Origin of the sequence: Corallococcus llansteffanensis, from assembly GCF_003612055.1 — a bacterium.
GTDB lineage: Bacteria > Myxococcota > Myxococcia > Myxococcales > Myxococcaceae > Corallococcus > Corallococcus llansteffanensis.
The window spans coordinates 1-26,859 of sequence record NZ_RAWB01000032.1 but is presented as its reverse complement, the minus strand read 5'-3'; the positions used below and the strand labels follow the sequence as shown (position 1 = coordinate 26,859).

Sequence of the window (26,859 nt, the reverse complement as noted above, 5' to 3'; positions counted from 1 at the left end):
TGCGTTGATGCACACGGTCATCTTCGCCTGCGTCCACAACGCCGGCCGCTCGCAGATGGCGGCGGCGTTCTTCAATGCGCTGGTGCACCCCGACAAGGCACGCGCCGTGTCCGCGGGCACGCAGCCCGGCGAGCGCGTCCATCCGGAGGTGCACGCCGCCATGGCGGAGGTGGGCCTCGACCTGTCGGGCGCGAAGCCCCAGCGCCTCACGGACGGGCTGGCCCAGGGGGCGCAATGGCTCATCACCATGGGCTGCGGTGACGCGTGCCCCTACGTGCCGGGCCTGAAGCGTGACGACTGGCCCCTGGAGGACCCCAAGGGCAAGCCGGTGGAGCGCGTGCGCGAGATTCGCGAGGACGTGCGCTCCCGCGTCATGGCGTTGCTGACGCGAGAGGGCTGGCTCCCCGGCGTCTGAAGCGGGGTGCGTCTTCGCAAGACGCGCCTGCGTCGCGGCATGACGCTGCCCCGGTGCCCGTATGGCCTTGCAAAACCCAAGTGCGCGAAAGCAGACGCTTTCGTGCACTGCCATCGGATGGCATCGGGGTTGCTCATGGGTGGGGAGGCGGGCCCCGGTGGTCGCGGGGGCCCCACCTCCTGGATGTGTGCCATGCAATCGCAGACGACGCTGAAACGGCCTCGCGCTGAAGGGCGCGCGCCGCCCGCGAGCCTCCAGGGGGCCCTCCGGCCCGCGCGCCACGTCGCCATCTCGGCGAGCCACGAGCTCTTCCCGTCGCGGGAGGCCGCGCTGGCGTGCGTCGTCGAGAAGCGCGTCGTGGCCCACCAGCGGATGCGCGATCAGCAGCGGGGCCTCACGCTGCGCAGTCCCGTGCGCCTCGCGGCGACGCGCATGGAGCGGACCGTGGAGGGCGGCGTCGATGACCTGAAGTTCCTCTACCCGATGCTCGACACCCTTCCCGTCATCGCGTTCCCCATCCTCCACTTCGCCACCTGCGGCGTGCAGGTCAGCGTCTATGGCTCCGCCGAGGTGGGCCGGGTGGTGGAGGTGATGCGCGACTACCTCCTCGAAGCGCACGTCCTCCAGGAGCCCGGGCAATTGCTGTTCATTCCGGAGGACCGGGAGCGAATCTCCTTCTTCCACTCCGTGAGGAGCGCCGCGGAGCCTCTCGGCGCGCGGGACGGGGACGCGCTCGTGTGGTGCGCGGGGGACATCGTCCTCGCCTACGATGTCTTCCCCTGGCTGATGGAGCCCGACGTCGGGCCGCACGAGCTCATCCTCAACGTGGGGGCGAAGCAGCGGGTGTTCCCGGACGGCACGCCGGAGCTGTTCTCCGGCAACTACTACGAGACGCTCATCACCCGGGACGGGCCGGGCCCGGCGACGGCGTACGACGTGAAGGACCCCAACCTGCTCGTCTTCACGCGCGAGGGTATGCGCGGCCTGTCCCGCCTGGATGACCTGCGCGGCGCGAAGGACTCCAGCGTCTACATGGACGTGTTCCTGCGCACCGCGTGGAGGGCGTTGGCCAGCTCCAAGGCGCTCTCCTGCCTGGGCACCCTCCGCTATGGCCTCAAGCGCCGGCGGGGCACGCTGCGGCCCGGAGAGGGGCTGCGCCAGGACCACGCCAGCGACTTCGCCTCGGCCTTCTTCGACGTCCGGGCCCGGCTCAAGGCGGACACCGTCGACCCGTTCGTCCTCAAGGACTGCGACAACTTCGAGGACCTGTTCGGCTTCTACCGGGGCCTGCTCCAGGGCATCGTCGACGCAGGCGCCACGCGCGAGGAGGGCTACCGGAGGCTCGCGGAGTTCTACCCCCACGCCGAGCACCTCCTGGCCCTCTCCGAACGCCTGCGCCCGCTCTGGGACGAGCTGCCGCTGTGGCGGCACTGGCCGGAGCTCATCCGCGACCGCATCTCCACCTGCAACCTCCGCCTGACGGAGGCACTCCAGGCCGCGGGGTTCCAGGACGTGACGCCGCTCGTCCCCGAGTACTTCGCCGCCGACGGCTCCTTCCAGCAGGCGCCAGCCCCGGGCGACGACCTGCCCGGCACGCGCGCCTTCCTGCGGGACGTGTACCTGCCGCGCTTCCAGCGGGGCCGCGCGGCCTTCGCCACCGCGCTCGCGGGAGGCCTGGCATGAGGCGCGCTCCGGAAGTGGACCTGCCTTCGGGCCACACGCTCGCGGAGCGGCTGGCCTCGCTGGAGTCGGCCCGGGTGCTGGTGGCCGGGGATGTGATGTTGGATCGCTACTGGCATGGCTCGGCGTCACGGCTGTCCCCGGAGGCGCCGGTGCCAGTGGTGCTCGTGGAGCGGGACGAGTGCCGCCCGGGTGGGGCCGCCAACGTCGCGGTGAATGTCGCGGCGCTGGGAGCCCGGGCCACCGTGCTGGGCGTCACCGGGGAGGACGCCGCCGCGGAGGCGCTGGGCGAGCGGCTCGCGGAGGCCCGGGTGTGCACCCGGCTCCTGCGGACCCCTGGCGTGCGCACCACCACCAAGCTGCGGGTCCTGGGCGCCCGTCAGCAGCTGATCCGCCTGGACTTCGAGGACGGCCTGCCGGGGAGCCACGACGGGCGCCTCCTCGAGCTGCTCGTCCCGCTGCTCGCGGACGCGGGCGCCGTCGTGTTGTCCGACTACGGCAAGGGGACGCTGCGGGAGCCCCTGCGCTTCATCCAGGCGGCCCGCGCGGCCTCATGCCCCGTCCTCGTCGCTCCGAAGGGCCGCGACTTCTCGCGCTACGCGGGGGCCACGGTGCTCGTCCCCAACCGGAGCGAGTTCGAGGCCGTGGTGGGCCCCTGCGCGGACGACGCGGTGCTGGCCGCCCGGGGGCTCGCGCTGGCGCGGGAGCTGTCGCTGACGGCCCTGCTCGTCACGCGGGGCGCGGAGGGCATGACGCTGCTGCGCGACGGCCACCCCGCGCTGCATCTGCCTGCGACCGCGCGCTCCGTCCTGGACGTCACCGGCGCGGGCGACACCGTCATCGCGGTGCTGGCGGCGGCGCTGGCGGCGGGCATTCCGCTGACGGAAGGGGTGACGCTGGCCAACGTGGCGGCGGGCCTCGTCGTGGGCAGGCCCGGCACCTCCGCCGCCACCCTGCCGGAGCTGCGGCGGGCGGTGGCGGGCCCTCGCGGGCCGGGGCGGGGCGTCGTCACGGAGGCGCACCTGCTGGAGCTCGTGCGCGACGCCCGCTCGCGCGGGGAGACCGTGGCCCTGACGCTCGGCTGCTTCGACATCCTGCACGCCGGGCACGTCTCCTATCTGGAGCAGATGGCGGGGCTCGCGGACCGGCTCATCATCGCGGTCAACGACGACGACTCCGTGCGCCGACTGAAGGGCCCGGCCCGGCCGCTCAACCCCCTGGCGCAACGCATGCGCGTGCTCGCCGGGCTCGCGGCGGTGGACTGGGTGGTCCCCTTCAGTGAGGACACCCCGGAGCGGCTGGTGTGCAACGTCGTCCCCGACGTCCTCGTGAAAGGGGGCGACTACCGCCCCGAGCAGATCCCCGGCCAGCGCTGCGTCCGGGAGGCGGGGGGGCGCGTGCTCGTCCTCGACTACGTGGAGGGGTGCTCGACGACGGGGCTGGTGGCGCGCATCCAGGAGCGCAACGGCGCACCGAAGCGCGGCCCCGACGCCGCGGGGCCGGGGTGAGCCATGGCCGCGAGCGCCCTCATCGAAGACATCCGCGCGGACGTCGCCATCCTGGGAGGTGGCATCACGGGGCTGTGGCTGCTGGCGCACCTGCGCGGGCGGGGCTACTCCGCCGTCCTGTGCGAGGGCCGGGCGCTCGGGTCGGGGCAGACGCTCGCCTCGCAAGGCATCATCCATGGGGGGCTCAAGTACGCCCTCACCGGGACGCTGTCGGAGGCGAGCCGCGCGCTGGCCCACATGCCTGGCCTCTGGCGCGCCTGTCTCCGGGGGGAGAAGGCGCCGGACCTGCGCGGCGCCCGGCTCCTGTCGTCGCACCAGTACCTGGTCTCGGGCTCGCGGCTGGCCGGGTTCCTCGCCAGCAGGCTGCTCCAGGGGCGGGTGGCCCCCGTCGGACCCGGGCAGGTCCCGGCGCCGTTCGCCGAGGCGCTCGGCTCCTCCGCGCGCGGGGCCGTCTATCAGCTCGACGAGCCCGTGGTGGACGTGCGGTCCGTGCTCGCGGAGCTGGGCCGCGCGCATGCGGAGGCGCTGCTGGCGGTGGACCCGGGCGCGACGCGGCTGCTCCACGACGCCGGGGACGTCACCGGGCTGGAGGTGCGCGCCAACGATGGGCGGCGCCTGCGGATCCTCAGCGAGCGGGTGGTGCTGTGCGCGGGGGCAGGCAACGAGGCCCTGGGGCGGCTGCTGCCTTCGGGCACCGCTCCGATGCAGCGGCGGCCCCTGTCCATGGTGATGCTGCGCGGCGCGCTGCCGGCGCTCTATGCGCACTGGCTGGGGACCGGGGCCTCGCCGCGCGTCACCGTCACCAGCCACCACGACGCCCAGGGGACGCCGGTCTGGTACGTGGGCGGGGAGCTGGCGGAGTCCGGCGTGGACCGCGAGCCGGAGGCGCAGGTGCGCCGGGCCCGGGACGAGCTGTCGCGAGTGCTGCCCGGCGTGGACCTGTCGGCCTGTGCCGGCGCGGTGCTCGCCGTGGACCGGGCGGAGGGGAAACACGCCTCGGGGACGCGCCCGGATGGCCCGGTGCTGGCGCAGGCGGGCGCCGTGACGCAGGTGTGGCCCACCAAGCTGGCCTTCGCGCCGCGCGTGGCGGAGCAGGTGGAGGCGCAGCTTTCGCGCGGTGGGACGCGGCCCGGTCGTTGTCCCATGCCCTGCACGGAAGGCTGGCCCCGTCCGGCGCTCGCGCCCCTTCCCTGGGACGAGGTGCGGGCATGGTGCTGAGTCCTTCCCCCGGGCGGCCCTTCGTCCTCCTGGACCGGGACGGCACGCTCATCGAGGAGCGGGGCTACCTGCGCGACGTGGAGGAGGTCCGGCTGCTCCCCCAGTCCGTCAGCGGCCTGCGAAGGCTCCGCGAGCTGGGGTTCGGGCTGGTCCTGGTCACCAACCAGTCCGGAGTCGCGCGGGGCTACTTCGACGCGCGGCGGGTCGACGAGGTCCATGACCGGGTGCGCGCGCTGCTCGCGCGGGAGGGCCTGCACCTGGATGGCATCTACTTCTGTCCGCACCTGCCCGAGGCCGGCTGTGCGTGCCGCAAGCCGAGGCCAGGGCTGGGACTCCAGGCGGCGGCGGAGCTGGGCATCGACCTCACACGCAGCTTCGTGGTGGGGGACAAGCCCGCGGATGTCGCCTGGGGCCAGGGCCTGGGCGCGACGAGCTTCCTGGTCCGTACGGGCCACGGCGCCAGCGTGGACCTCGCGCGGCTGCCCCGGCCCACCCGGGCCGTTGACGACCTGTTGCACGCCGCGGAGTTCGTCCAGCGGCTCATCTCATCCACCGGAGGGGGCAGATGGAACTGGAGCTGACGCTGGAAGCAGGGGAGGGCCGCACCGACGCGGGCACCCGCCTCGTGAGGCAGCACGTCCTGGGCAGCATCGACGTCAAGCAGCGGCTGCTGGTGGAGTGCGAGCGGGAGATCCAACAGGCGGCGGGCCTGCTGTCCCAGGCCCTGCGGTCCGGAGGCAAGGTGCTGCTCTGCGGCAACGGGGGCAGCGCCGCCGACTGCCAGCACCTCGCGGCGGAGTTCGTCAGCGCGCTGAGCCACGACTTCGAACGGCCGGGGCTCGCGGCCATCGCGCTGACGACGGACACATCCCTCATCACCGCCCACGCCAACGACTTCGGCTTCAGCCACATCTTCGAACGGCAGGTGCAGGCGCTGGGCCGCCCCGGCGACGTGCTCATCGGCATCAGCACCAGCGGCGAGTCCGAGAACGTCGTCCGCGCCTTCCGCTGCGCGCGGCTCCAGGGCCTGCGGACGGTGGCGCTCACGGGCAGCGGCGGCGGCAGGCTGCTGGCACTCGGGGACGTCTGTGTCCGCGTGCCCAGCACCAACGTGCAGCACGTCCAGGAGTGCCACATCACCATCGCGCACCTGCTGTGCATGCTGGTGGAGAGCGGGCTGGTGGTGGCCCAGCCGGTGGCCGCCGCGGCGGGATGGGGCGTGGGCCATGGGAAGTGACACCCGGGACAGCGGTATCGAGACGCGCTCGCTCTGGAAGTTCCTCGCCGTGGAGCTCGCGCCCCTCTGGTCGCGGCTCCTGGAGGGGTCGCTCGGGGCTCCAAGCGCGAAGGCGGATGGGAACCTGGTGTACGGCGTCATCGACGAGCTGCGCGAGCGCACGTCCGGCTTCCTCTCGCGCCGCTACGCGGGCCTTCCCCTCAACGAGGAGGGGATGTCCCGGTGGCCGCCGGGCGGGGACTGCATCGCGGTGGACCTGGTGGATGGGACGAACAGCCTGCTGCTCGGCGCCCCGCTCTTCGGCCTCCAGTTCGCAAGCGTGGTGGGAGGTCGCGTGGAGGAGGCCGTCATCTTCCTGCCCTCCGAGGAGCGGCTCGGCGGTTCGGGCCTCCACGTGAGCCGGCGCGGCGCCGGGGCCTACGTGGTGCTGCGCGGGGACACGGAGCTGCGGCTGCGCGTCTCGCCGGTGCGGGAGCTGGCGAAGGCCTCCATCGCGTTCGACGGAACGACGCCCACGGTGGGCGCCCTCTACCACCCTCCGCTGGTGGCGGCCGTCACGCGGATCCGCAACTTCGGCGCCTTCTGCTGGGCCGGCACCCGGCTGGTGCGGGGCGCCCACCTCCCGGTGAGCGTGGATGCCATCGTCGCCATCGGCAACAAGCCCTGGGACCACCTGCCGTCCATCGGCCTCGTCGAGGAGGCCGGAGGGCAGGTGACGTGCTTCGACGGAACGCCCCACTCCCTTGCGCACTGCACGGAGCTGCTCTTCTCCAACGGGCACCTCCACGAGGAGCTGCTCGGCCACCTGCGTGGCGCGGGCCTGTCGCGGAGGGGGACGTGAGCAGGACAGCGGACAGGACGCACGTCACCGTGCTCTGCGGCTGGCCGCTGTCCGGCAAGAGCGAGACGGCCGCGCTGGTCGGCCGGGAACTGGGCGCGCACGTCGTGGACGTCGACGTGCTGGCCCAGGCGGGCATCGGTCCGCCGGAAGCGGACTGGTGGACGAGCGACGCGGGGCGACAGCGCAACCTCAACCGGATGGCGATGGCCTACGAGCTGCTCCACCAGGCGGTGCGCGTCCACCTGGAGGTCGCCCAACCGAAGCGCTCGCTCGTCGTCGTCTCCACCTACTCCCGGCCCTCGAGCTGGCACTTCCTGAAGGCCGTGCTGGCGCCGCACCCGGAGGTCCTCTTCAAGGTGCTGTGGCTGCGGCCCGCGGACGATTCACCCGAGGCGGTGCGCGAGCTGCTGGGCCGCCGCGCCGCGGCCGGCTACTGCGGCGGGTGCACGACGCCGGCCGAGTACTTCGACGTCAAGGCGCGCTTCGTGCCGCCGCCCTCGCCCCACCGGGTGCTCGACACCTGGTTCCGCCACACCCCCGAGGCCTGCGCACAGCGGGCGCTCGACTACGTCCTCGCGCCCTAGGGAGTCACCATGCTGTTCCATCGCAGGTTCGAACACCGCTATCCGCGAATCGTCCGGGGCCAGGGGGCCTCTCTCCATGACGACGAGGGCAACGTCTACCTCGACGCCGTGGGGGGCGCGGGGGTGGCCATCCTGGGCCACGGCCTGGAGGAGCTGGCCACCCAGGCGGCCGAGTCGATGCGGCACGTCAGCTACCTGCACGGCACCCAGTTCACGACGCCCGAGCTGGAGGCCTACGGCGAGCGGCTCGTGGCGCTGGCGCCGGACAACATCTCCCACGTGCTGCTGATGGGCAGCGGTTCGGACGCGGTGGAGACGGCCATCAAGCTGGCCTACCAGTTCTACGTCGGGAAGACGGGCACCCGGCGCAAGCGCAAGGTGATTGCCACCCAGCCCGGCTACCACGGCGCCACCGGACTCGCGCTGGCGGTGACGGGCAAGCCGAGGGACCGGCTGCTGTTCCAGGGCCTGCTGCACGAGCAGTGCTTCGTCCCCGCGCCGGATGGCTACCGGCGGCCGGAGGAGTCCGGCGAGGCCTGCGCGGAGGCGCTGGAACGGAAGATCCTCGAAGAGGGGCCGGAGGACTGTCTGGCCTTCATCGTCGAGCCGGTGATTGGCGCGTCCATGGGCATCGGGGTGCCGCCGCCCGGCTACCTCCAGCGGGTGCGGGAGATCTGCGACCGCCATGACATCGCGCTCATCTGCGACGAGGTGATGTGCGGCTTTGGCCGCTGCGGGGAGTGGTTCGCCTCCTCCCTCTTCGACGTGAAGCCAGACATCATCATCCAGGGCAAGGGGATGGCGGCCGGGCTGGTTCCGCTGTCCGCCGTCTACGCCAGCCGCACCCTCGTCGAAGGCATCCACCGGGACGGCGGCAACTTCGCCCATGGCTTCACCTTCACGAACCACGCGCTCTCCGCGGCCATCGGCCTGCGGGTGCTGGAGCACGTGGAGCGCCACGGCCTGCTCGCCCACGTGCGACGTCAGGGGGAGTCGCTGCGCGAGCGGCTGCGGGAGCTGACCGCGTTCTCGTGGGTCGACGACGTGCGCGGGCTGGGCCTGTTCTGTGGCTTCGAGCTGGTCGCGGACAAGGCCACCCGGCGCGCCTTCCCCCGCTCGGTGAAGCTGGCGGAGCGGGTGTTGCAGCGGGCCATGGCCCGGGGCGGGAACTTCTACTTCTCCATCGGCTACCTGCCGGACGGCACCGGCGACTCCATCCTCGTGATGCCGCCGTACAACGTCACCCCCGCGGAGCTGGACCAGCTCGTGGCCATCCTGCGCGACACGCTCACGGACCTGGACCCGGAGGTCCAGGCCCTGTCGCGCTCCGCCGCGTAGCGCCCGGCAAAGACACCCATGGACATCCGGACCGACTGTCAGCACTTCAATGGCTACAAACCCTGCGGGCCGCACAAAGCGCGCGGCACCCACTGCGAGGGCTGCACGGACTACCGGCCCACCACCGGCAACGTGCTCATCATCAAGCTCCAGGCCGCGGGCGAGGTGGTGCGCAACACCCCGCTGCTGAGAGCCATCCAGCGCCAGCACCCGGGCGCGCGGATCTTCTGGCTCACGAACCACCCGGAGCTGATTCCCAGGCGCGAGGTCTTCAAGGTCCTCCGCTTCGACCTCGCCGGCATGCTGACGGTGCTGGACGTGAAGTTCGACCTCCTCCTGTCCCTGGACAAGGACGTGGAGGCCTGCGCGCTGGCGAACCGCGTGGACGCCCGGGTGAAGAAGGGCTTCACCCAGAAGGACGGCGTCATCCTCCCGTTCGACGAGGACAGCCGGCGCAAGTGGCGGACCGGCGTGTTCGACGACCTGATGAAGGCCAACCGCAAGCACTATGTCGAAGAGCTCTTCGAGATTTGCGGCTACACCTTCCAGGGCGAGGAGTACCTGCTGCCGGAGTTCGAGGTCCCCTCGGTGCCGCTCGCACCCGGCAAGCAGGTGGTGATGCTCAACACGGGCGCCGGGAGCCAGTGGAAGCCCCGGCTCTACTCCCCGGCGAGCTGGACCGTGCTCGCCCGCGGCCTGAAGGCGTCCGGCCGAGAGGTCGTGCTCGTGGGCGGGCCGGAGGAGCACGCCCGCAACGAGGAGATCTCCCGCGCGGCGGACGTCCACTACTTCGGCGTCCAGCCCTTCGCGGGGTTCATCGGCCTGCTGAGCCTCGCGGACGTGGTGGTCACCTCGGTGACCTTCGCGTTCCACGCGGCCGTGGGGCTGCGCAAGCGCATCGTCCTGTTGAACAACACCTTCAACAGACATGAGTTCTTCATGTACGGGCGCGGCACGGTCCTGGAGCCGGAGGTGCCCTGTCTCATGTGCTACAAACAGGACTTCGACGCGGGGTGCGTCCGGCGGGATTGTATGGATTTGATCTCCCCGGAGCGCATCCTCCGCGCGGTGGGGGAGGTCTGAGCGTGGACTCCACCGGCCCTGACGAAGAGGTGGATGTCGCCATCGTCGGCGGGGGCGTGGGCGGGTGCTACCTGGGCTATCGCCTCGCGCACGAGGGCCGGGCGGGACTGAAGCTGGGCCTGTACGAAGCCTCCGGCCGCATTGGTGGCAGGCTCTGGTCCGTGGAGCTGCCGGGCCTGCCGGGCGTTCGCGCGGAGCTGGGCGGGATGCGCTTCCACGCGCAGCTCCACCTGGTGGCCGACCTCATCCGCCACCTGGGGTTGGGCTCGCAGGTGGAGGACTTCCACTTCGGGCAGCCGGAGAACCCCACCTATGTGCGCGGCCACCGCTTCCGGCAGCGGGAGCTGACAGCGGAAGCCCTCGCGCGAAACCCCGGCGCCTTGCCCTATCGGCTGCGTTCCTCCGAGCAGGGCCTCGGCCCCGCGGAGCTGGAGGCGCGGGTGGTGGAGGCCGCGCTGCCGGGCTTCACGGCCCTGCGCACGCGCTACCACGAGGCCTTCGATGGACAACGCTGGGACGAGGCCGCCGCTCTCGCGGAGGAGTACGCGCGCCGCAAGGACGAGGCCCGGGTCGACGGCGCGCCTCTCCACGAGCTGTCGTGGTGGACCGTGCTCACCCTGGTGCTGGGCCAGGAGGCCCTCCAACTGCTGCAGGACACGGGCGGGTACGACGGGCTGGCCGCGAATGGCAACGCGGCGGACTGGCTGGAGGTCCTCTTCCAGGCGCCCCCGTCCGGCCGCTACCAATGCCTCACCGGGGGCTTCGACGCGCTGCCTCGCGCGCTTCACGAGCGCTACCTCGCGGCCGGAGGCGCCAGCCGATTGTTCCACCGCCTCCGGCGCATCGACCGGACCGTCGGACCGGAGGGCGGCAGGGCGTATGCGCTCACCTTCGAATGCCACGACGGCTCGGGTGGGGCGGCGGAGCGCTTTCGCCGCGTGCGGGCCCGGTGCGTGCTGCTGGCGTTGCCCCAGCAGGCCCTGACGCGGTTGGAGCCGGACACCTTCCTCCTCCAGGACCGCGCGCTGCGGCGAAGCCTGGAGGCCGTGCGCGGAGTCGCGGCGGTGAAGCTGTTCCTCGCGTATCCCTTCCCCTGGTGGGAGCGGACGGGGGCCTCGAAGGGGCGCGGCACCACCGACCTTCCCCTGCGCCAGCTCTGGTACTGGCGTGGGGGAGCCTCGCGTCCCGGGCTGCTGCTGGCCGCCTATGCCAGTGGGACGGACGCGGAGTACTGGAGCAGCCTGCGCTCCGGCGAGCCCTTCCCCGACGCCCCTGGAAGCTCCGGCCCCGCTTCGCTCCCCGCCGAAGCGCCCGCCAGCCGGCGCATGGTGGAGCGCGCCCACGCGCAGCTGCTGGAGCTCCACGGCACCGCGGAGGCGCCACGGCCCATCGCCGCCCGCTGCCAGGACTGGTCCGAGGCGCCGCATGGCGCGGGCTGGCACGTGTGGCGGGAGCACGTCGTCTCGCGCGAGATCATCCCCGCCATCCGGAGGCCCCTCCCCGACGAGGAGGTCTTCATCGTCAGCGATTGCTGGTCGCATGACCCGGGCTCGGTCCACGGCTCGCTGGGCGTGGCGGAGTGCACGCTGCAGGACCACCTGGGCCTGGCCTGGCCGTCCTGGCTGCGCCGCGAGGGAACCCGCCTGGGGCCTCGCGGGACGAAGGCAGGCCCCTTTTCCGAAGGAGGAACACCATGGCGTTGAGTGTCCCCGAAGGCTACGAACCCCTCCACGTGGGCGGCCTGCCCGGCTACCTCGCGGGCGTCGCGCACCTCGCCGCGAGGCTGGGCGGCAGGCCCGAGGACTGGCGGGTCCAGGAGGTCAGCGACGGCAACGTGAACCAGGTGTTCCGGGTCCACGGCCCGGACGGTGACGTGTGCGTCAAGCAATCGCTGCCCTACGTGCGGCTGGTGGGCGAGTCCTGGCCGCTGACGCTGGAGCGCATCCACTTCGAACACCTCGCCCTGCTCGAACACGGGCGGCATGCCGGGCGGCGCGTTCCGGAAGTCCTGCACCACGACGCGCGCCTGTTCCTCATCGTCGTGGAATGCCTGACGCCGCACCTCATCCTGCGCGAGGGGATGACAAGCGGCATCCGCTACCCGCACCTCGCCAGGCACCTGGCGGACTACCTGGCGCGGTCGCTGTTCTTCACCTCCAGCCTGGCACTCCCTGCGGAGGCGAAGAAGGCCGGCGTGGCGGCGTTCTGCGCGAACACGGCGATGTGCCGCATCATGGAGGACATGGTGTTCACCGAGCCGTACCAGGTGCACCCGCGCAACCGCTGGACCTCCCCCGCGCTGGATGGGCTGGCGGCCCAGGTACGTGAGGACGTGCCGCTGAAGCTCGCGGCCTCCCGGCTGAAGCGCCACTACCTGGACACGACCGAGGCGCTCCTCCACGGCGACCTGCACACCGGCTCCATCATGGTGACGCCGGAGGACACCCGGATCATCGACCAGGAGTTCGCCTTCTACGGGCCCATGGCCTTCGACGTGGGCTCGCTGCTCGCACACCTGCTCCTCAACTTCTTCAGCCAGGGGGGGCACTCCACCGCCGAGGCCCCGAGGGAGTCCTACGCGTCCTGGGTGCTGGAGACGGTGGAGGCCTGGTGGTCGTCGTTCCAGGACACCTTCCTCCGGCTGTGGGAGGAGCACGGCCACGGTGCGGGTGACCCGTCCGCGCTGTTCACCACCCCGGCCGGGCGGGTGGCACTCCAGGCGGAGCGCCGGGCCTACCTCCAGCGGCTCTGGGAGCAGGGCGTGGCGTACGCCGGGGCGGAGCTGCTCCGGCGCATCTTCGGCCTGGCGCACACCCTGGACCTGGAGCGCATCGCGGACGTGGACCGCCGCGCCACCTGTGAAGCGCGCTGCGTCCAGTTGGGCCGGAGCCTGCTCGTCGAGCCCGGGCGCTACCGGTCCGTCTCCGACGTGACGGCGGCGGCCCGCGAGGTGGTGGCGGGAGCGCCGCGCCAGCAGGTGGGGTAGGGCCCAGCAGACGTCACTTCACGAGGGCGAGCGCTCCCGGGACGGGGCTCGCCAGCTCGTGGAACTTCTCCCCGAGCGGACGGACGACGTGCTTTTCAATCTGGTAGTAGCTCGACAGCTTCTCCAGGGGGACGCGGCGCATGGACCAGCGGCCATTCAAATCACAGCCAATGGGGTTCTTCTGGAAGCCGCCGCTCAGCCAGCCGTCGCTCTCCCCCTGGCTCGTCCGCTCGACGCGGAAGTACTTCCAGACCTTGTCCGCGGTCACCGCGACGGTCTCCGACGGATCCTCCGGCCGGGGCTCGGCCACGCCGAACCAACACTCCGGCCCCTCGGCGTCATTCACATAGGCGTCGTTGAAGCCCAGCCAGATCCAGATGAAGGCCATGAACCGCACGTCCCGGGCCATGCAGTTGTCCACCGGGGTGCCCGCGGGGACGTGCGTCGGGTCCACGTAGAAGCGGCCCAGCCACGAGGGCTGCCAGAGATAGAACGGGTAGGAGCTGTCATCCGACAGCAGGTACCCGCTCGCGTTGGAGAAGAGCTTGTTCCCCGCCACGCACTTCAGGCTGACGCCATACTCGCGGATGGCGAAGCGCACCCCGATGATTTCAAAGAAGGCACGGATGTCCTTGTGGTGTTCGTTGAAGTTCGCATAGCTGCTGGAGAGGTCGCTCAAGACTTGTTTTCGGAAGGACATGCAGAAAGGCTTTGCACTCCGTGTACCAGCGTGCTGTCCCGGGCCAATACCTGTCAGGCCGCCTGGAATGCGTCAGCCGCTGACGCGCCTGCGTGCTGGCGGGAAGCGTCCGCCCACGAGCCAGCGGTACTGGAGTTGGTTGCGCTCGAAGGAGGCGAGGTAGGTGTGGCGCAGGAAGTCGCGCGTCTGGAGGATGTTGTCGGAGGGCGCGGGATGGGATTGGAAGACCCCCTTCGCGTCGAAGTACTCCGGCACGGGCCGCGCCGCGTCATCGATTCCCAGGCCCCGGAACTCCGCGGTCAACCGCTGGTTGAGCGTGGCGAGCTTGTCCTGGATGAGCTCTGGCCACCGGCGCCAGAGGGGAAGCTCGGCCTGGAGCGGGCGCAGCGCCTGGGAGAGCTGGTAGAGCAGCTCCGCGTGGGGGTGGTAGCGGGCCAGCTCGCGGTAGCCGGCCTCCTTCGTGGCGCCGGAGTCGACGATGGGCTGGAGGACGGCCTGGTAATAGCCAAACAGGTCCTCCACGCTGTCGCCGTCCCTCACGCAGAACGGGTCCGTGTTCTCCGCCTTGATGAGGGTGGACACGCCGAAGAAGGTCCTGGCCAGCTCCACGGCGTGCTGCCGCGGCAGGGCGTCCCCGGCCTCGATGCGGTCGCGGGTCCGCTTGAAGCCATAGCGCAGGAAGGCCACGGTCGCCGCGGGGCTCGTGTGCCAGACGGTCCTCGCGGCGGCGCGGAGGAGGACTTTCATATAGGTGTCGCCCGGGCGTGGCTGCCGCAGCTCGTCCATCTTTGTCAGGCCCCGCAGCCCCGCGGCGGTGAAGAGCAGGACGTTGGGCTCCTTGATGTCGAGGATGGCGCCCGGCTCGCCCTCCAGACGCATGCGGTCGAAGTAGTTGCGTCCGAAGAGCTCCGGCATGCCCTCCGGGAAGACGCGCTGCCGGGCATTGAGGTTGAAGATGAGCTCGTAGCTGGGGAGGTGTCGGTCCATCAGCCAGGGATGGGTGTCATACGCCAGCACCAGGTCTCCGGCGGACCAGGCGATGGGCTCGTCGCTCCCGGCGGAAAGGCACTCCGTGGAGCGCTGGAAGGAGCGGGAGAGTGAGATGTCGGTCCGGTCCTCCTCGATGGCCAGGAGCTTCGCGCGGTCATCGATGTGCCCCTGCGCCAGGAGCACGTCGCGCACCACCTCCACCACCCGGCAGACCTCCGGAGGGCCGTAGACGCTGACCTGCACTCCGGTGAGCGCATGGCTGAGCAGGGGAAAGACGATGACCGGGAGGTTGTCCAGCACGGGGTAGAGGAACTTCGTGTCGTCCAGCCCTCCGTCCATGGAGCGCAGGAGCGGCGTGGTCTCCACCTCCTTCCACCGTCGGTAGCGCGCGGGCTGGCGCTGCTGTCGCCGCCGCGCGAGGCGGTCCTCGACCCGCCGGGCGACCGCCGCCCGCATGGCGGCCTCACCCGAGTCGTAGATTTCGTGGCTGGCTCCAATGGCCGCGTGCCTCACCTGCATCTGAACCACCTCCTGACGCACCCGCACATTCACGAACCGTGCACGGAGCCCGGCCCCGGGCGCGTCTGGGGTGGGACAGTCCGTGAAGCGTCTTCACCTCACGCAACCGCGTTCCCGTGGGACGCGGAAGGGGACTGACCCGGAGCTGGCTTCTGGGTCTATTCACTCGGGGTATGTCTGTTGTTTGTGCTTGGTACGTCGCTTGCTGATGCCGTGGTCCGAGACCTCCGGCGCGAACGGAGGCTTCCCCTTCGCCGCGCACGGTGGGGGGCGGAGTTGCTGTCTGTCTTTCAGGCAGGTCCACGCAGTCCCAATCCATGGAGTCCGTCATGCGGAAGAACCTTGTCGTCTCGCTGGTGTCGGGTGTCAGCCTCGCGATGTCGTTGGTGGGGTGTGGCTCCCCGCAGGAGCCCGCGGAGGCGGGTGGGCAGGACACGGCCCAGGCCAGCGCCGCGCTCGCGGGTGAGGTCTACAACGTGCTCGGGGACACCGCGTGTCCGTCGGGCTACACGCTCGCGTCGCCCGAGGAGGCGCGGTCCAACGTCTCCACGCTCTGCGGCCAGCTGGGCACCTGGGACATCGTCCGGCTCGCGAACGGCGGCTCCATGGATGGCCCCGGCTACGGCTGCGGCGTCCGCACCTACGATGCGCGCGCGCTGGGCGGCAGCGTCTGCAAGCAGGTCGGTCCGGTCAGCGAGGCGCTCGGGGATGGCGTCTGCCCCGCGGGCCTCACCGTCGCGAGCCCGCTGGTCGCGCGCGCCAACCCGTCCGCCTTCTGCTCGGTCATGGGGACGTGGGACATCGCGCGCCTCGCCGGTGGCGGCAGCATGGACGGCCCGGGCTATGGCTGCACCATCCGCGACTTCGACGGGCGCGGGCTGGGCAACACCCTCTGTGCGCAGCTCTCCTTCGTCGCGGTGGCTGGCGATCGGCCGTGCGCTCCCGGGACGGCGCTGCTCGCTCCGCAGGAGGCTCGCGCCCGTCAGTCGGAGGTCTGCGCGAAGCTCGCGACGTGGGACGTGGCGCGGCTCGCCGGTGGGGGCAGCATGGACGGCCCGGGTTACGGCTGCGGCATCCGGGACTGGGACACCCGCGCGCTGGGCAACGCGCTCTGCCAGTCGCTGTAACCAGTCGCTGACGCTTCCCGCTCCCGGCCCTGAGGGCCGGGGGCGGGGCTCCGGCGTCCGCTCCCTCCATGCGCTTCGTCCATTGCTCCGACGTCCATCTCACGGCTGACTACCGGGGGCTGCCCCTGCGCCGGCTGGGTTGGCGCCGCTGGCTGGCCCTCCCGGAGTTGCTCGCGGGCGGACGGGCCCAGGCCTATCGCCGCGCGCCCCAGACGCTCGCCGCCATCGCGCGCGAGGCGCGGGAGCACGCCGCCGACCACTTCATCCTTTCGGGGGACCTCACCGCCTGTGCGTTGGACAGCGAGTTCAATGCGGCACGGGAGGCGCTGGGCGCGCTGGTGGAGGACCGCGGCCGCTGCACCGTCATCCCGGGCAATCACGACGTGTACACGCCCGGAAGCCTCCGGGTCGGACGCTTCGAGCGTTACTTCGGGCACCTGTTGGAGAGCGACCTGCCCGAGCACTGCCGGGAAGGGCCCTATCCCTTCGTCCGGAAGGTGGGTGCGGGGGCCGCGGTGGTGGGGCTCTGCTCCGCGCGGGTGCCTCCCGTTCCCGGCATCTCCCAGGGCTTCATCGGACGCGCGCAGCTCGAAGGGCTCGCGGCGGTGGTGGCGGATCCAAGGCTGGCCGGACGGGCGCTGCTCGTCGTCGTCCACCACGCGCCCCTGACGCCCCGAGGCGAGCTGGCCGCGGGGCCATGGGGGCTCCGGGACGGAGCGGCCCTCTGCCAGTTGCTGCCCGGGCCCCGGCATGCGGTGCTGCATGGCCACATCCACCGGCGCTTCCACCACGCGGCCACTCCGGAGCGTCCCCACCTCTTTGGCGCGGGCTCCTCCACCTTCGCCGGGCACGAAGGCTACTGGGTCATCCAGGTGGAGGGAGGACGGGTGACAGGGGGCCGGATGCAGGAGCTCGCGGTGTGAAGCCCGGGCCGCGTCAGGGCGTGGAGGGTCCGGCGTAGCGGCGGAAGAAGCTCTTCGCGTTCCAGGTGGGGCGCGTGGGCGCGTCCGCGACGCGGCGGGTGAGGTCGCTGACGAAGTCCACGAACTGCACCGCGGCCTCGCGGTTCATCGGCTGGGCCAGGTCATCCGTCGTCCCGTGGTAGCGCTCGTGGGCCCACTGCGTCTCCAGCTTCTCTCCCGCGGAGCCCTTGGGGTGGCCGAAGGAGAAGGCCAGGGCGGGCACGCCCTTGAGCACGAAGTGGTACTGGTCGCTGCGGACGAAGAAGTTCTGCTCCGGGGAAGGGTCCTTCATCACCTGGACGCCCACGCGCTTCGCGGCGGCCCGGAGCGGCGCGGCCAGGGTGGACTCCTCCTCGCCGAAGGCCACCACCCGCTTGAAGGGCGTCACCGGCAGGAACAGGTCGATGTTGAGGTTGGCCACCATCGTCCCGGTGCCTTCGGGGGGATGCGCGGCGAACCAGCGCGCGCCGAGCATGCCCTTCTCCTCCGCGGTGGTCGCCACGATGACGACGCTCCGCTGGGGCGGGGCCTTCTGGGCCTTCAGCGCGCGGCCCACCTCGAGCAGCGACGCGACGCCGATGGCGTTGTCCATCACGCCGTTGCAGATGGAGTCCCCGTTCACGGGCGTCACGATGCCGACGTGGTCCAGGTGCGCGCTCAGCACCACGGACTCGCTCGCGCGCGCGGCGTCACCGCCGGGGATGCGGCCCACGACGTTCACGGAGGTGATCTGCTTCGGGTCCAGGGCCACCTCGCCGCGCAGGGTCCCCGGCAGCGTGACGTGGGGCAGGGGCTTGCCCTGATCCGCGAGCGCGAGGACCTGCTTGAAGGTGTGGCCGCTGCCTTCGAACAGCGTCTCGACGAAGGGCGCGCTCGCCAGCACGAACACCAGGGACCCGGAGACGTCCTGGAGCGCGGGCTCCGCGAGCATCATCGCGGGCATGCGCTGGGATTCGATGAGCCGGTCCCAGGGCAGCTCGCTCGTGCGCGGGTGGTACACCGCGATGACGCCCACCGCGCCGGCCTCCGCGTAGGCCCGAGACCGTTCCGCCAGCGAGCCGGCGTAGGACGCCAGGTTGTTCGCTATGCCCGGAGGCGAAGCGCCCAGGAGCGCCACGACGAGCTTCCCCTTCACGTCCAGGCCGGCGAGGTCGTCATGCCGCGCCTCGGGAATGCGCAGGCCGTAGCCCACGAAGACGAGCCCCGCGTCCAGCTTGCCGGCGCGGCCCGTCAGCGGGCTGAGGATGCCGTGCTCCAACGTGAGGGGCTGCTCCTTGCCGTCGCGCACGAGGGCCAGCCGGCTGCGCTCCGCCACCAGGCGGCGGGAGAGCAGGGGCACCTCCTGGAAGTAGCTGTCCCCGGCGCCGGGTTCGATGCCCAGTCGCTTGAACTGCGCGGCGACATATTCCGCGGCCTTCTGGTGGCCGGGGCTGCCGGTGTCACGGCCTTCCATGTCGTCCGCGCCCAGGACCTCCACGTGGGACCACCAGCGCTGGACCGCTTCGGCGGGCGGCTTCGCGAAGGCCACGGCGGGCGTCAGGAGCAGGAGCAGGGGCCAGGCGTGCAAGCGACGGTTCTGGAGGAAGGTTGGCATCACCCCATGTTTTCACAGTCATCCCCGGGCCGGGGGAAGCAAGGGAGCGTGGCGACCGCCCGCGGTCGATGTCACCCCCACTGCCGGTGCTTACCCTTGGTCCGTCGCTGGGATCCTCTTCCTCGCGCCTGCCTTTGGAGGCCTGCATGAAAGCCGTCGTTCTGAAAGCCTATGGGGATGTGGATGCGCTCGCCGTGCAGGACATGCCCGAGCCGAAGGTGGGCCCCGGCGAGGTGAAGGTCCGCGTCACCGCGGCGAGCATCAACCCGGTGGACTGGAAGATTCGACGGGGCGACCTGAAGTCGATGATGCCGGTGCAGTTCCCCACCATCCTCGGGCGGGACGTGTCCGGCGAGGTCATCGAGGTGGGCACGGGCGTGGAGGCGTTCGAGCCCGGCGACCGCGTGATGGGGCTGGTGAACGCCGGCTACGCGGAGACGGTAGTCGCGCCCACGGAGGCCTGGGCGAAGGTGCCCGAGTCCCTGGACCTGAAGGACGCCGCCGCGCTGCCGCTGGTGACGCTGACGGGCGTGCAGTTGATTGAAGAGGTGGTGCAGCCTGGCCAGGGCCAGACGCTGCTCATCACCGGAGCGCTGGGCGCGGTGGGCCGCGCGGCCGTCTTCGCGGCGAAGGCGCGGGGCGTGAAGATCTGGGCCGGCGTGCGCAGCAAGCAGGTGGCGGAGGCGCGGAAGCTGGGGGTGGAGGGCGTGGTCGCGCTCGATGATCCGAAGGACGTCGAGAAGCTGCCCACGCTGGACGCGGTGGCGGACACCGTGGGGGGCATGGCCCTGACCCTGGTGCTGGACCGGGTGAAGCACGGCGGCATCGTGGGCAGCGCGGTGGGCGAACCGAAGGGGGCGAAGGAGAAGGGCCTCATGGTGCGCACCTTCTTCTCGCACACGGATGGGCGCCGGCTCGCGCAGCTCGGGGAGAGCGTGGCGAAGGGGGACCTGGTCATCCCCATTGCCAAGACGTTCCCGATGACCGAGGCGAAGGATGCCCAGAAGCTCGCGGAGAAGGGCGGCGTGGGCAAGGTGCTGCTCGTCAACTGACGCCAGGGCTCAGAACGGGGCCGCGCGGGTGAAGGCCACGCGCTGCCCCGTCGCCGGGTGCACGAAGGACAGTCCCTCCGCGTGCAGGAACAGGCGGCGGTCGGCGTGCCCGTACAGCGGGTCTCCCACGATGGGCGCACCCAGTCCCAGGGGGTGCGCCGCGTGGACGCGGAGCTGGTGCGTGCGCCCGGTGCGCGGATGGAAGGCCACGCGCGTGCGTCCGGCCTCGCGGTGGAGCACCTCCCAGTCGGTGACCGCGGGCTTGCCGTGCACGGGGTCGACGATCTGCCGGGGGCGGTCGTCCAGGTCGACGCGCAGGGGCAGGGTGATGGTGCCCGTGACTCCCTGTACCGGTCCGTCGATGAGCGCCACGTAGCGCTTGTCCACGTCGCGGTGGAGGAACTGGCGTTGCAGGGCCGCGTGCGTGCGCGCATCCAGCGCCGCGACGAGCAGCCCGGAGGTGTCCAGGTCCAGCCGGTGCACGAGCAGCGGCCCGGTGGCGTGCGGGTGGCGCGCGCGCAGGCGGGTGAGCACGGAGTCCGACAGCGCCGCGTCCCGGCCCGGCACGGACAGCAGGCCGCAGGGCTTGTCGATGATCACCAGCCACGCGTCCTCGAAGACGACGGACAGGTCTGGCGTCGGCGCGGGCGGTGGAACGAAGACGCGGGGCGCGGAGACCTCCAGCCCTTCGAGCATGAACGGCAGCAGGGGCCCGCACTTGTCGCGGCACGCGGGATAGAAGGCGCCCTGGATGCGGCCTCCGGACGCGGGCGGCGTGCCCCACCAGAACTCCGCGAGCGCCACCGGCTGGAGCCCGTGCGCGAACGCGTACGCGAGCAGCTTCGCTCCCGCGCAGTCACCCGCGCCGGACGGGGGCTCGGCGCTGGCGTAGAGCGCGCGCAGGGGGCGTGTCTCTCCTCGGGCGTTGGTGATGGCGTAGGTGTCGTGAAGCTGCTTCATGAAGCCGCGGGAGACGATGCGCCGCAGCCGGTCCAGGGCGCGCAGCCTGCGCTCGGCCTTCGCGCGACGGGGGGCCAGCTCGTGCCGCGCGGCTTCCTGCGCCGCGTCCCACCGGCGCCGCTCCGCCTTGTCGCCCCGGCTCTCCTGGTCGAGCGCGTGCAATGCCTCCGCGCGTGCGGTTTCGGTGAGGTCCGGTGCGGCCAGGAGCGCCGCACGGCCCTCCGCGGGTGGGGCCTTGGTGGGTTCCGGAGTGGCCAGGAGTCGCGCGCGGCGGAGGTGCCGCTGCTGCCTGCGGGCCTCGTGACGCTGGCGCAGGGCTTCGCGCTCCGTGGCCTCGCGGGCCTGGCGGGCGTCATCGTCCGCGCGCAGACGGCCCAGCTCCTCGGAGGTGCTCCACGCTTCGGCGCGGCCCCACAGGGCCTTCACCGTGGCCTCGGCCACCGGCTCCACGCGGGCGCGGGCCTCGCGGTCGAAGACGGGCGGCACGAAGCCCGGCACGTCCCAGCGCCCCGCGAGCAGGCCGGAGACGGCGCGCAGCACGCCCAGGCGTCCGTCCTGCTGCCGCACCACCAGCACGCCGAACATCTTTCCGCCGTCCGGCCCTTCGAGCACACGGCTCGGAATCCCCGGAGCGATGACGCCTTCGCGCAAGCGGGCCTGGAGCGCTTCGGCGGCCCGGCGCGCGAGGGCGTGCGGGCCCAGGGCGTCGAAGGGACTCGGGAAGGCACCGGGCACGTCGTCGGCCCGGGGGGCCGGTTCGAGGAGGGTCACGAGCGGGTCCACAGTCCTCCGGGTAGCACGAAACCGCACGGAACGCCGGGCCCGCCAGGTGTGCGAACGGTGCGTGCCCGGCCACCGGCTAGACTGCCGGACCCCATGGCCACTGTCCGTCCCGTCGCTGTCGGCGTCCTGCTCCTGACCGCGCTCCTCTGCCCGCTGTGGGCGGCGGAGGCTCGCACCGCCATCGTGAAGGCGGGGGAGGGTTGGAGGCTGGAGGTGGACGGCAAGCCCTACGTGGCCAAGGGCGTTACCTTCAGCGGCTCGGGAGGCCCCGCGAACTTCGACGCGGACTGCGCGCGGTTGAGTGCCCTGGGCGTGAACACGCTGCGCACCTGGGGCACGGGCGAGGAGACCGCCGCGCTGCTCGACGCCGCGCACAAGCATGGCCTGCGGGTGCTGGTGGGGCTGTGGCTGCGCCCGGGCCGGGCCGGCATGGAGAACGACGACGCCTTCGACTACGTGCGCGACGCGAAGGGGCGCGAGGCGCAGCTCCAGGCCACGTTGACGCAAGTGCGCCGCTTCAAGGGCCATCCGGCGGTGCTCGCATGGGGGCTGGGCAACGAGGTCATCCTCAACTCTCCGGACGAGGCGTCGAAGGTCGCGTACGCGCGCTTCCTGGAGAAGGTCGTCCGGGCGGTGAAGAAGGTGGACGCCGGGCACCCGGTGCTGTCGGTGGATGCGTGGACGCTGGGCGTGCCGTACTGGGAGAAGTACGTCCCCTCGCTGGATGCCTATGGGTTGAACGTCTACGGCCGGGGCATCCACGCGCTGGCGGACGCGGTGAAGCAGGCGGGTGGACGCAAGCCGTGGTTCATCACCGAGTTCGGCGCCCAGGGTGAATGGGAGGCCCCGAAGGATGCGCAGGGCCTGAAGCAGGAGCCGGGGGATGGGGAGAAGTACGACGTCATCGTGGACGGCTGGCGCAATGCGCTGGGGCCCCACGTCCAGGCGGGCCGGTGTCTGGGGTTGTTCGTCTTCAACTACAGCGCGTCGTTCGACCACACGGGGCTGTGGCTGGGATTGCTGTCGGGAGACTCCAAGCGGCCGGCGTGGCACGCGGTGCGGGAGGCGTATACGGGCCAGAAGCCGGAGCCCGCGTTGCCGGTGCCGGTGCGACTGGCGGTCCAGGGCGTGGAGCAGGAAGGCACGGTCACCTGGGCGCGCGTGGCCTTCGAGGTCACGGCGCCGACGGGCACGCCGCTGGACGTGTCGTTCGCATACAACTTCCGGGGGGCGGCGACGCGCGAGGAGCGCGACCGGGTGACGCCGCTGGAGTCCCGGAAGGGCACCGCGCCGGGGACGTGGCGCGTGCGCCTGCCGGCCGCGACGGGGCCGTTCAAGCTGTATGGATTGGCGAGGGATGGGGCCGGGAACCTGGTTGCCGCGACGACGTCCGTGGGGGCACCCGCCGCGCCCTGATATCCGGCCGCGCACGAATGCCGCATCCCATCAGGCCCTCTATTCAACCGCCAGGGCCTGATGCCGCCTACTCCGCTGCGCGCTGCCTGAGCCGCTCGAAGCGCTCGAGCACGACCTGATGTCGCACGGCCGTGTCCCCCAACATCCGCGCCGCCCTGTCGTTGCGTACCCCTTCCGGGTCTCCGATGTCCGCTTCGAGGAGTTGACTCAGCGCGAGCACGGCATGATTTTCATTGAGGTCTTCGAGGGTGACAGGGTCCGGCATGTTTGCCAGGGCCTCGGTCAGGAGTGTCACCGCTGGAACCGTCGCCGAGAGGCTCAAGAGCGTATCGGTTCGGGGTGAGGCCCGCTGGGTGAGCAATGAGCTGAAGCTCTTCGCCGTCGCCACGCGCGCCCCGAGAGGCCCCAGGTTCCATTTGTCGGTGAGGTATTTCAGCAGGCTCGTGTGGTCGAACACGTCATGGCACACCCCGGGGTCGAGCCATGGTGAGACGAGCACCGCTGGGATCCTGACTCCGAGGCGCGTGAAGTCGAAGCCGTCCGCCCGGTGATCGTCGGGAGGCACGGCGCCGTGGGCCGTCGGCTCGACGTGGTCGTAGAAGCCACCATGCTCGTCGTAAAGGACGACGAAAAGCGTCTTGCGCCAGAGGGCCTCGTTGGCGCGCAGTTGGTTGTAGACGCTCGCGACGAGTGCCTGCCCTTTCATCACGTCGGTGGGCGGATGATCATCATTGCGAAAGGCTCCCGTATAGCGCGGCTCGATGAAGGCGAACTGCGGGAATTGGTCCTCGGGCCCCGCCGCGGCGGCGCTGAAGCGGTTCATGTTGTCCACGCGGTTGAGGTTCCCGAGCTTGCGCATGTTGTGCAGGAGGTAGGTGAGTGAGGTCCCCTCGTGCACGTAGACGCGCCAGGTCTTGTTACGCTCGCTGAGCCGGTCGAAGATCGTGGGCTGGTTGTAATTGTGGAGATTGGGTTGGAAGGGGCCGAAGGGGAGCTTGACCTCCGGCATCTTGACCCGCCCGAGCGAAGTGCCACTCCAGGCGAACAGCCGGTTGGCCCAGGTGGGGCCAGGCACCGAGCTGTGCCAGCGGTCACACACATGAAACTGCTCCGCGAGGGTATGCAGCGCGGGCAACGAGCCCCATGGGAAGTAGGACATGACCTGTTGCAGCTGCTCGGGTCTGGCCTTGCTGTAGTGGTCCTGGTAGTCGCGGACGAAATTGCCCATGCCCTCGAGCTGGTGGAGCACGTGGTCTGTCTCATGCCTCGGGTCCGGCTTGAGGATCCTCGCTGCCCCGGGCTCCTGATAGTAGGGCCTCCCCTGCCGATCCAGGTTCACACGGCGCTGGCCAGGTCCCAGGAGGGGATCGATGCCATCCACCCCGGGCCGGATGCCCTGGAGGGCCCCCAGCATCTGATCGAATGATCGGTTTTCGAGCATCAACACGACGACGTGTTCAATCGGATCGGCCATGGGCTGCTCCTTGAGATTGGAAGAACCGGGCAGGAAGTCCCTTCCAGTGCTCAAGGTCGTGACTCGCGATGGAGTCATGAAAGGAATTGGATGGCCCCCCGGGGTCCGCTCTTCTTGAAGCGTCATCCTTCCGCTGATTCCTTGTCAAGTCATGGACAGGCTTCGTCGCGCAGGCGCCGGCCGTCAGCGCAGCGCCGGGCCCTCGCTGAGCCTCGCCACCGCGCCGTGAAGGATTCCGAGCTGCCGGGGCACACGCTCTAGCAGCGCGCCCAGCACCGGATCATCACTGGTGCGAGGCAATGCCAGCGGCGGCAGCGGGGGCGGCTCCTTGCGCTCCTGCAGCGCGCGGGCGAGCAACTCCAGACTGTCGCTGGCGCGCTGCGCGAGTTGCTGGGGCAGCACCGACGTGCGCTCGAACCTCCTCCCCGTGCCCAGCGCCGTCACCGCCAGCGCGAAGCGCCGCGCGTAGGTGAGCAGCGCCATGCCCGACTCCAGGTTCTGCGGCGGACCCCGGTACTCTGTCATCAGCCGCTGGAAGGACGACTCCGCCTCCAGCAGCGCCTGGTCCAACCGGCGCCGCTCCTCGTTCACCTCCGGCTCCGTCCCGCTGCGGTGCGCGGCCAGCTGTTGCAGGTACTTCCCGTCCGCGCGCAGGGCGGAGGCTGCGGCGTCGGGGAAGCGGCGCCGCTCCGGACTGGGCCACAGCGTCCACGCCCCCAGGAGCGCGAGCGTCCCCGCGATGAGCACCCCCAGCGAGCGCTGCGAGGCGACCGTCCAGTCCCCGGAGCTGAGCGTGGCCATCAGCAGGTAGTCCGGCGTGAGCAAGATCTGGAACGCGCCGAAGTTCAGCGGCAGCAGCGCCACGGAGATCGCCGTCAGCACGCTGATGACCAGCACCATCATCCCCGGCGTGTGCACCGTGGTCGCGATGAGCGCCGCCAGGCTCGCGCCCACGAGCGTCCCCAGCGTGCGCTGGAGCACGCGCTCCTCCGTGCTGCCCGAGTAGGGCTGGAGGATGGAGATGACCGTGAGGCTCACCCAGTGCGCGTCGCCCACCTGCAACGCCCGCGTCAGCCCCAGCGCCGCCGTGGCCACCATCCCCACGCGCAGCGCGTGCCGCAACACCAGCGAGTCGGGGTGCAGGTTGTCGCGCACGGGCTGCCACGGCGAGAGCCCCGGCGTCTCCTGCTGCCCACCCACGGACCCCTTGCCGCGCGACGACACCGGATCCCCGAAGAGCAGCCCCGACGCCGTCTCGTGCGCCACGCCCGCGTACTCGCGCAGCCGGTCCAGCAGCGTGGAGACGTGCGCGGACAGCGGCCCCTCCGCGCCCCGCCTCACCGACGGCGCGGACATCCGCGCGGGCTGCCGCCGCTTCGGACGCAGCGCCAGCCGGGGCGGGCCGCGCATGCCCTCGTTGCGCTCCTGCGTCAGGGCCCGCGCCACCCACCGGTCCATCGCGGAGTACGCCTCGCACAACTTCGCCACGCGCTCCCGCGTGGCGTGCAGGTGCGGATCCCTCCCCACCACCTGCATCGCCTCCGCCAGCGCGCTGAGCAGCGCCACCATGGGTTCCGCCAGCTCCACCAACACCAGCAGGTGCTCTCCGCGCCGGGACTCGTCCGGACGCCCACGCCGCGTGGCCGCGAGCACGCCGCGCGCCTGCCCGATGAAAGGGCGGATGCTCGCGTGGCGCCGCAACCCGTCCGCCCACGCCTCGGGCGTGGCCCCCTTCAGCGTCGCCCCGCTCAGCTCCTCCGCCGCGTTCGCGAGCGCCGCGTACACGCGCGCCACCGCCCGGCGCGCGGGCCGGTAGGGCCGGAGCGGCCACAGGAGCAGCGACAGCGCCATCGCCCACAGCCCGCCCATCAGCAGGGCGCCTCCGCGCGCGACGGTGTCTCCCAGGCTGGCGGCGGGCGCGCCCAGCGACACCACGAAGATGACCGCGAGCTGGCCTCCCACCGCCCCCGCCGTGTCGCCGTAGCAGCGCGCGAAGCTGGCCGCCGTCACGCCGAACAGCAGCAGGCTGGCGTCCACCCAGTACGTGCGGCCCGCGGGCGCGGCGAGCATGCCGACCAGCGCCCCCAGCGCCGTCACCATCCCCATGATGCGCGCGCGTGAGCGGTACGAGCCGCCCTTGTCCGCGAGTGTGACGAGCAGGCCCGTCAGGCCCGCCCAGCCGGCCGCGGGCACCCCGAGCAGGAAGGCACAGCCCAGCGGCACCGACGTGGCGATGGCGGCCCGCAGCCCCGCCCACAGGGCAGGGCGTCCCGGCTCCACCCGGAAGAGCGACCGGAGGTGTCGCAGCAGTCGGTGCATGGGGTGTCAGGGGAACGGCGGGCCGTCACCCCAGAGGGTGGCCACGCTCGTCCCCCGCCACACGCGGCCAGGG

General features: G+C 71.6%; 22 protein-coding genes. 16 read left to right on the top strand and 6 right to left on the bottom strand.

From position 1 onward, the window contains the following. The first annotated feature begins 7 nt into the window (after positions 1-7). The 12 genes from D7V93_RS05155 to mtnK all read left to right on the top strand — a co-directional run bounded on the left by D7V93_RS05155 (position 8) and on the right by mtnK (position 12,890). Positions 8-415: an arsenate reductase ArsC gene (locus D7V93_RS05155; protein WP_120642292.1), complete on the top strand. Its 408-nt coding sequence runs from the start codon at positions 8-10 to the stop codon at positions 413-415. 192 nt (positions 416-607) lie between these two features. Then, complete coding sequence (locus D7V93_RS05150) at positions 608-2,098, top strand: hypothetical protein (RefSeq protein ID WP_120642291.1); 1,491 nt, start codon at positions 608-610, stop codon at positions 2,096-2,098. Next, complete coding sequence (hldE, locus tag D7V93_RS05145; RefSeq protein ID WP_120642290.1) at positions 2,095-3,603, top strand: bifunctional D-glycero-beta-D-manno-heptose-7-phosphate kinase/D-glycero-beta-D-manno-heptose 1-phosphate adenylyltransferase HldE; 1,509 nt, start codon at positions 2,095-2,097, stop codon at positions 3,601-3,603. Before D7V93_RS05150 ends, hldE begins: the two co-directional genes overlap by 4 nt. Before the next feature lie 3 nt (positions 3,604-3,606). Continuing rightward, a complete protein-coding gene (locus tag D7V93_RS05140) occupies positions 3,607-4,821 on the top strand; it encodes an FAD-dependent oxidoreductase (protein WP_120642289.1) in 1,215 nt (404 codons plus the stop codon). Then, a complete protein-coding gene (locus D7V93_RS05135) occupies positions 4,812-5,402 on the top strand; it encodes a D-glycero-alpha-D-manno-heptose-1,7-bisphosphate 7-phosphatase (RefSeq protein ID WP_120642288.1) in 591 nt (196 codons plus the stop codon). Before D7V93_RS05140 ends, D7V93_RS05135 begins: the two co-directional genes overlap by 10 nt. Then, entirely contained in the window at positions 5,387-6,058 is a 672-nt protein-coding gene (locus D7V93_RS05130; protein WP_208722922.1) for a D-sedoheptulose-7-phosphate isomerase, read from the top strand. The genes D7V93_RS05135 and D7V93_RS05130 overlap by 16 nt, the downstream gene beginning before the upstream one ends. Continuing rightward, positions 6,048-6,899: an inositol monophosphatase family protein gene (locus D7V93_RS05125; protein WP_120642287.1), complete on the top strand. Its 852-nt coding sequence runs from the start codon at positions 6,048-6,050 to the stop codon at positions 6,897-6,899. The genes D7V93_RS05130 and D7V93_RS05125 overlap by 11 nt, the downstream gene beginning before the upstream one ends. Continuing rightward, positions 6,896-7,483 carry a P-loop nucleotide/nucleoside kinase family protein gene (locus tag D7V93_RS05120; protein ID WP_147451046.1) on the top strand — a complete coding sequence of 196 codons (588 nt, stop codon included), beginning with the start codon at positions 6,896-6,898 and terminating at the stop codon, positions 7,481-7,483. Before D7V93_RS05125 ends, D7V93_RS05120 begins: the two co-directional genes overlap by 4 nt. 9 nt (positions 7,484-7,492) lie before the next feature. Then, positions 7,493-8,821: an aminotransferase family protein gene (locus D7V93_RS05115; RefSeq protein ID WP_120642285.1), complete on the top strand. Its 1,329-nt coding sequence runs from the start codon at positions 7,493-7,495 to the stop codon at positions 8,819-8,821. Positions 8,822-8,839: 18 nt separating this feature from the next. After that, positions 8,840-9,904 carry a glycosyltransferase family 9 protein gene (locus D7V93_RS05110; protein ID WP_120642284.1) on the top strand — a complete coding sequence of 355 codons (1,065 nt, stop codon included), beginning with the start codon at positions 8,840-8,842 and terminating at the stop codon, positions 9,902-9,904. A gap of 2 nt (positions 9,905-9,906) precedes the next feature. Beyond that, positions 9,907-11,607, top strand: a complete 1,701-nt coding sequence (locus D7V93_RS05105) for a flavin monoamine oxidase family protein (protein ID WP_158623652.1) — start codon at positions 9,907-9,909, stop codon at positions 11,605-11,607. Beyond that, a complete protein-coding gene (gene mtnK, locus D7V93_RS05100; RefSeq protein ID WP_120642282.1) occupies positions 11,598-12,890 on the top strand; it encodes an S-methyl-5-thioribose kinase in 1,293 nt (430 codons plus the stop codon). The genes D7V93_RS05105 and mtnK overlap by 10 nt, the downstream gene beginning before the upstream one ends. 13 nt (positions 12,891-12,903) lie before the next feature. Here the strand turns inward: mtnK and D7V93_RS05095 are convergent, their stop codons facing one another. After that, positions 12,904-13,569 carry a hypothetical protein gene (locus D7V93_RS05095; protein ID WP_120642281.1) on the bottom strand — a complete coding sequence of 222 codons (666 nt, stop codon included), beginning with the start codon at positions 13,567-13,569 and terminating at the stop codon, positions 12,904-12,906. A gap of 93 nt (positions 13,570-13,662) precedes the next feature. After that, positions 13,663-15,099: a hypothetical protein gene (locus D7V93_RS05090; protein WP_120642280.1), complete on the bottom strand. Its 1,437-nt coding sequence runs from the start codon at positions 15,097-15,099 to the stop codon at positions 13,663-13,665. Between the two features lie 329 nt (positions 15,100-15,428). Here D7V93_RS05090 and D7V93_RS05085 point away from each other — a divergent pair, with 329 nt between their 5' ends. Beyond that, positions 15,429-16,226: a hypothetical protein gene (locus D7V93_RS05085; protein WP_147451045.1), complete on the top strand. Its 798-nt coding sequence runs from the start codon at positions 15,429-15,431 to the stop codon at positions 16,224-16,226. A 68-nt stretch (positions 16,227-16,294) separates the two neighbouring features. After that, a complete protein-coding gene (locus D7V93_RS05080) occupies positions 16,295-17,149 on the top strand; it encodes a metallophosphoesterase family protein (protein ID WP_120642278.1) in 855 nt (284 codons plus the stop codon). A 13-nt stretch (positions 17,150-17,162) separates the two neighbouring features. Here D7V93_RS05080 and D7V93_RS05075 read toward each other — a convergent pair whose 3' ends face one another. Beyond that, a complete protein-coding gene (locus tag D7V93_RS05075) occupies positions 17,163-18,782 on the bottom strand; it encodes a M20/M25/M40 family metallo-hydrolase (protein ID WP_120642277.1) in 1,620 nt (539 codons plus the stop codon). Positions 18,783-18,928: 146 nt separating this feature from the next. Between D7V93_RS05075 and D7V93_RS05070 the strand changes: the two genes are divergently transcribed. Further along, entirely contained in the window at positions 18,929-19,834 is a 906-nt protein-coding gene (locus tag D7V93_RS05070) for an NADP-dependent oxidoreductase (protein WP_120642276.1), read from the top strand. A gap of 9 nt (positions 19,835-19,843) precedes the next feature. Here D7V93_RS05070 and D7V93_RS05065 read toward each other — a convergent pair whose 3' ends face one another. After that, positions 19,844-21,565 (bottom strand): pseudouridine synthase, encoded by a 1,722-nt coding sequence (locus D7V93_RS05065; protein WP_167509437.1) that lies wholly within the window; start codon positions 21,563-21,565, stop codon positions 19,844-19,846. Between the two features lie 105 nt (positions 21,566-21,670). Here D7V93_RS05065 and D7V93_RS47280 point away from each other — a divergent pair, with 105 nt between their 5' ends. Next, positions 21,671-22,993, top strand: a complete 1,323-nt coding sequence (locus tag D7V93_RS47280; protein WP_120642275.1) for a glycoside hydrolase family 2 TIM barrel-domain containing protein — start codon at positions 21,671-21,673, stop codon at positions 22,991-22,993. A gap of 67 nt (positions 22,994-23,060) precedes the next feature. On the opposite strand, the gene D7V93_RS05055 is transcribed toward D7V93_RS47280, so the two are convergent. Further along, complete coding sequence (locus D7V93_RS05055; RefSeq protein ID WP_158623651.1) at positions 23,061-24,467, bottom strand: phospholipase C; 1,407 nt, start codon at positions 24,465-24,467, stop codon at positions 23,061-23,063. Between the two features lie 183 nt (positions 24,468-24,650). Further along, on the bottom strand, positions 24,651-26,786 hold the full coding sequence (locus D7V93_RS05050; RefSeq protein WP_120642273.1) for an FUSC family protein: 2,136 nt from the start codon (positions 26,784-26,786) through the stop codon (positions 24,651-24,653). Positions 26,787-26,859 lie beyond the last annotated feature (73 nt).

Excerpts from the sequence above, each read along its gene's own strand:
- D7V93_RS05155 (WP_120642292.1), top strand. The coding sequence starts at position 8 with ATGCACACGGTCATCTTCGCCTGCGTCCACAACGCCGGCCGCTCGCAG.
- mtnK (WP_120642282.1), top strand. The coding sequence starts at position 11,598 with ATGGCGTTGAGTGTCCCCGAAGGCTACGAACCCCTCCACGTGGGCGGC.
- D7V93_RS05135 (WP_120642288.1), top strand. The coding sequence starts at position 4,812 with ATGGTGCTGAGTCCTTCCCCCGGGCGGCCCTTCGTCCTCCTGGACCGG.
- D7V93_RS05055 (WP_158623651.1), bottom strand. The coding sequence starts at position 24,467 with ATGGCCGATCCGATTGAACACGTCGTCGTGTTGATGCTCGAAAACCGA.
- D7V93_RS05130 (WP_208722922.1), top strand. The coding sequence starts at position 5,387 with ATGGAACTGGAGCTGACGCTGGAAGCAGGGGAGGGCCGCACCGACGCG.
- D7V93_RS05050 (WP_120642273.1), bottom strand. The coding sequence starts at position 26,786 with ATGCACCGACTGCTGCGACACCTCCGGTCGCTCTTCCGGGTGGAGCCG.
- D7V93_RS05085 (WP_147451045.1), top strand. The coding sequence starts at position 15,429 with ATGCGGAAGAACCTTGTCGTCTCGCTGGTGTCGGGTGTCAGCCTCGCG.
- D7V93_RS05125 (WP_120642287.1), top strand. The coding sequence starts at position 6,048 with ATGGGAAGTGACACCCGGGACAGCGGTATCGAGACGCGCTCGCTCTGG.
- D7V93_RS05110 (WP_120642284.1), top strand. The coding sequence starts at position 8,840 with ATGGACATCCGGACCGACTGTCAGCACTTCAATGGCTACAAACCCTGC.
- D7V93_RS05115 (WP_120642285.1), top strand. The coding sequence starts at position 7,493 with ATGCTGTTCCATCGCAGGTTCGAACACCGCTATCCGCGAATCGTCCGG.
- D7V93_RS47280 (WP_120642275.1), top strand. The coding sequence starts at position 21,671 with ATGGCCACTGTCCGTCCCGTCGCTGTCGGCGTCCTGCTCCTGACCGCG.
- D7V93_RS05075 (WP_120642277.1), bottom strand. The coding sequence starts at position 18,782 with ATGCCAACCTTCCTCCAGAACCGTCGCTTGCACGCCTGGCCCCTGCTC.
- D7V93_RS05070 (WP_120642276.1), top strand. The coding sequence starts at position 18,929 with ATGAAAGCCGTCGTTCTGAAAGCCTATGGGGATGTGGATGCGCTCGCC.
- D7V93_RS05150 (WP_120642291.1), top strand. The coding sequence starts at position 608 with ATGCAATCGCAGACGACGCTGAAACGGCCTCGCGCTGAAGGGCGCGCG.
- D7V93_RS05080 (WP_120642278.1), top strand. The coding sequence starts at position 16,295 with ATGCGCTTCGTCCATTGCTCCGACGTCCATCTCACGGCTGACTACCGG.
- D7V93_RS05090 (WP_120642280.1), bottom strand. The coding sequence starts at position 15,099 with ATGCAGGTGAGGCACGCGGCCATTGGAGCCAGCCACGAAATCTACGAC.
- hldE (WP_120642290.1), top strand. The coding sequence starts at position 2,095 with ATGAGGCGCGCTCCGGAAGTGGACCTGCCTTCGGGCCACACGCTCGCG.
- D7V93_RS05140 (WP_120642289.1), top strand. The coding sequence starts at position 3,607 with ATGGCCGCGAGCGCCCTCATCGAAGACATCCGCGCGGACGTCGCCATC.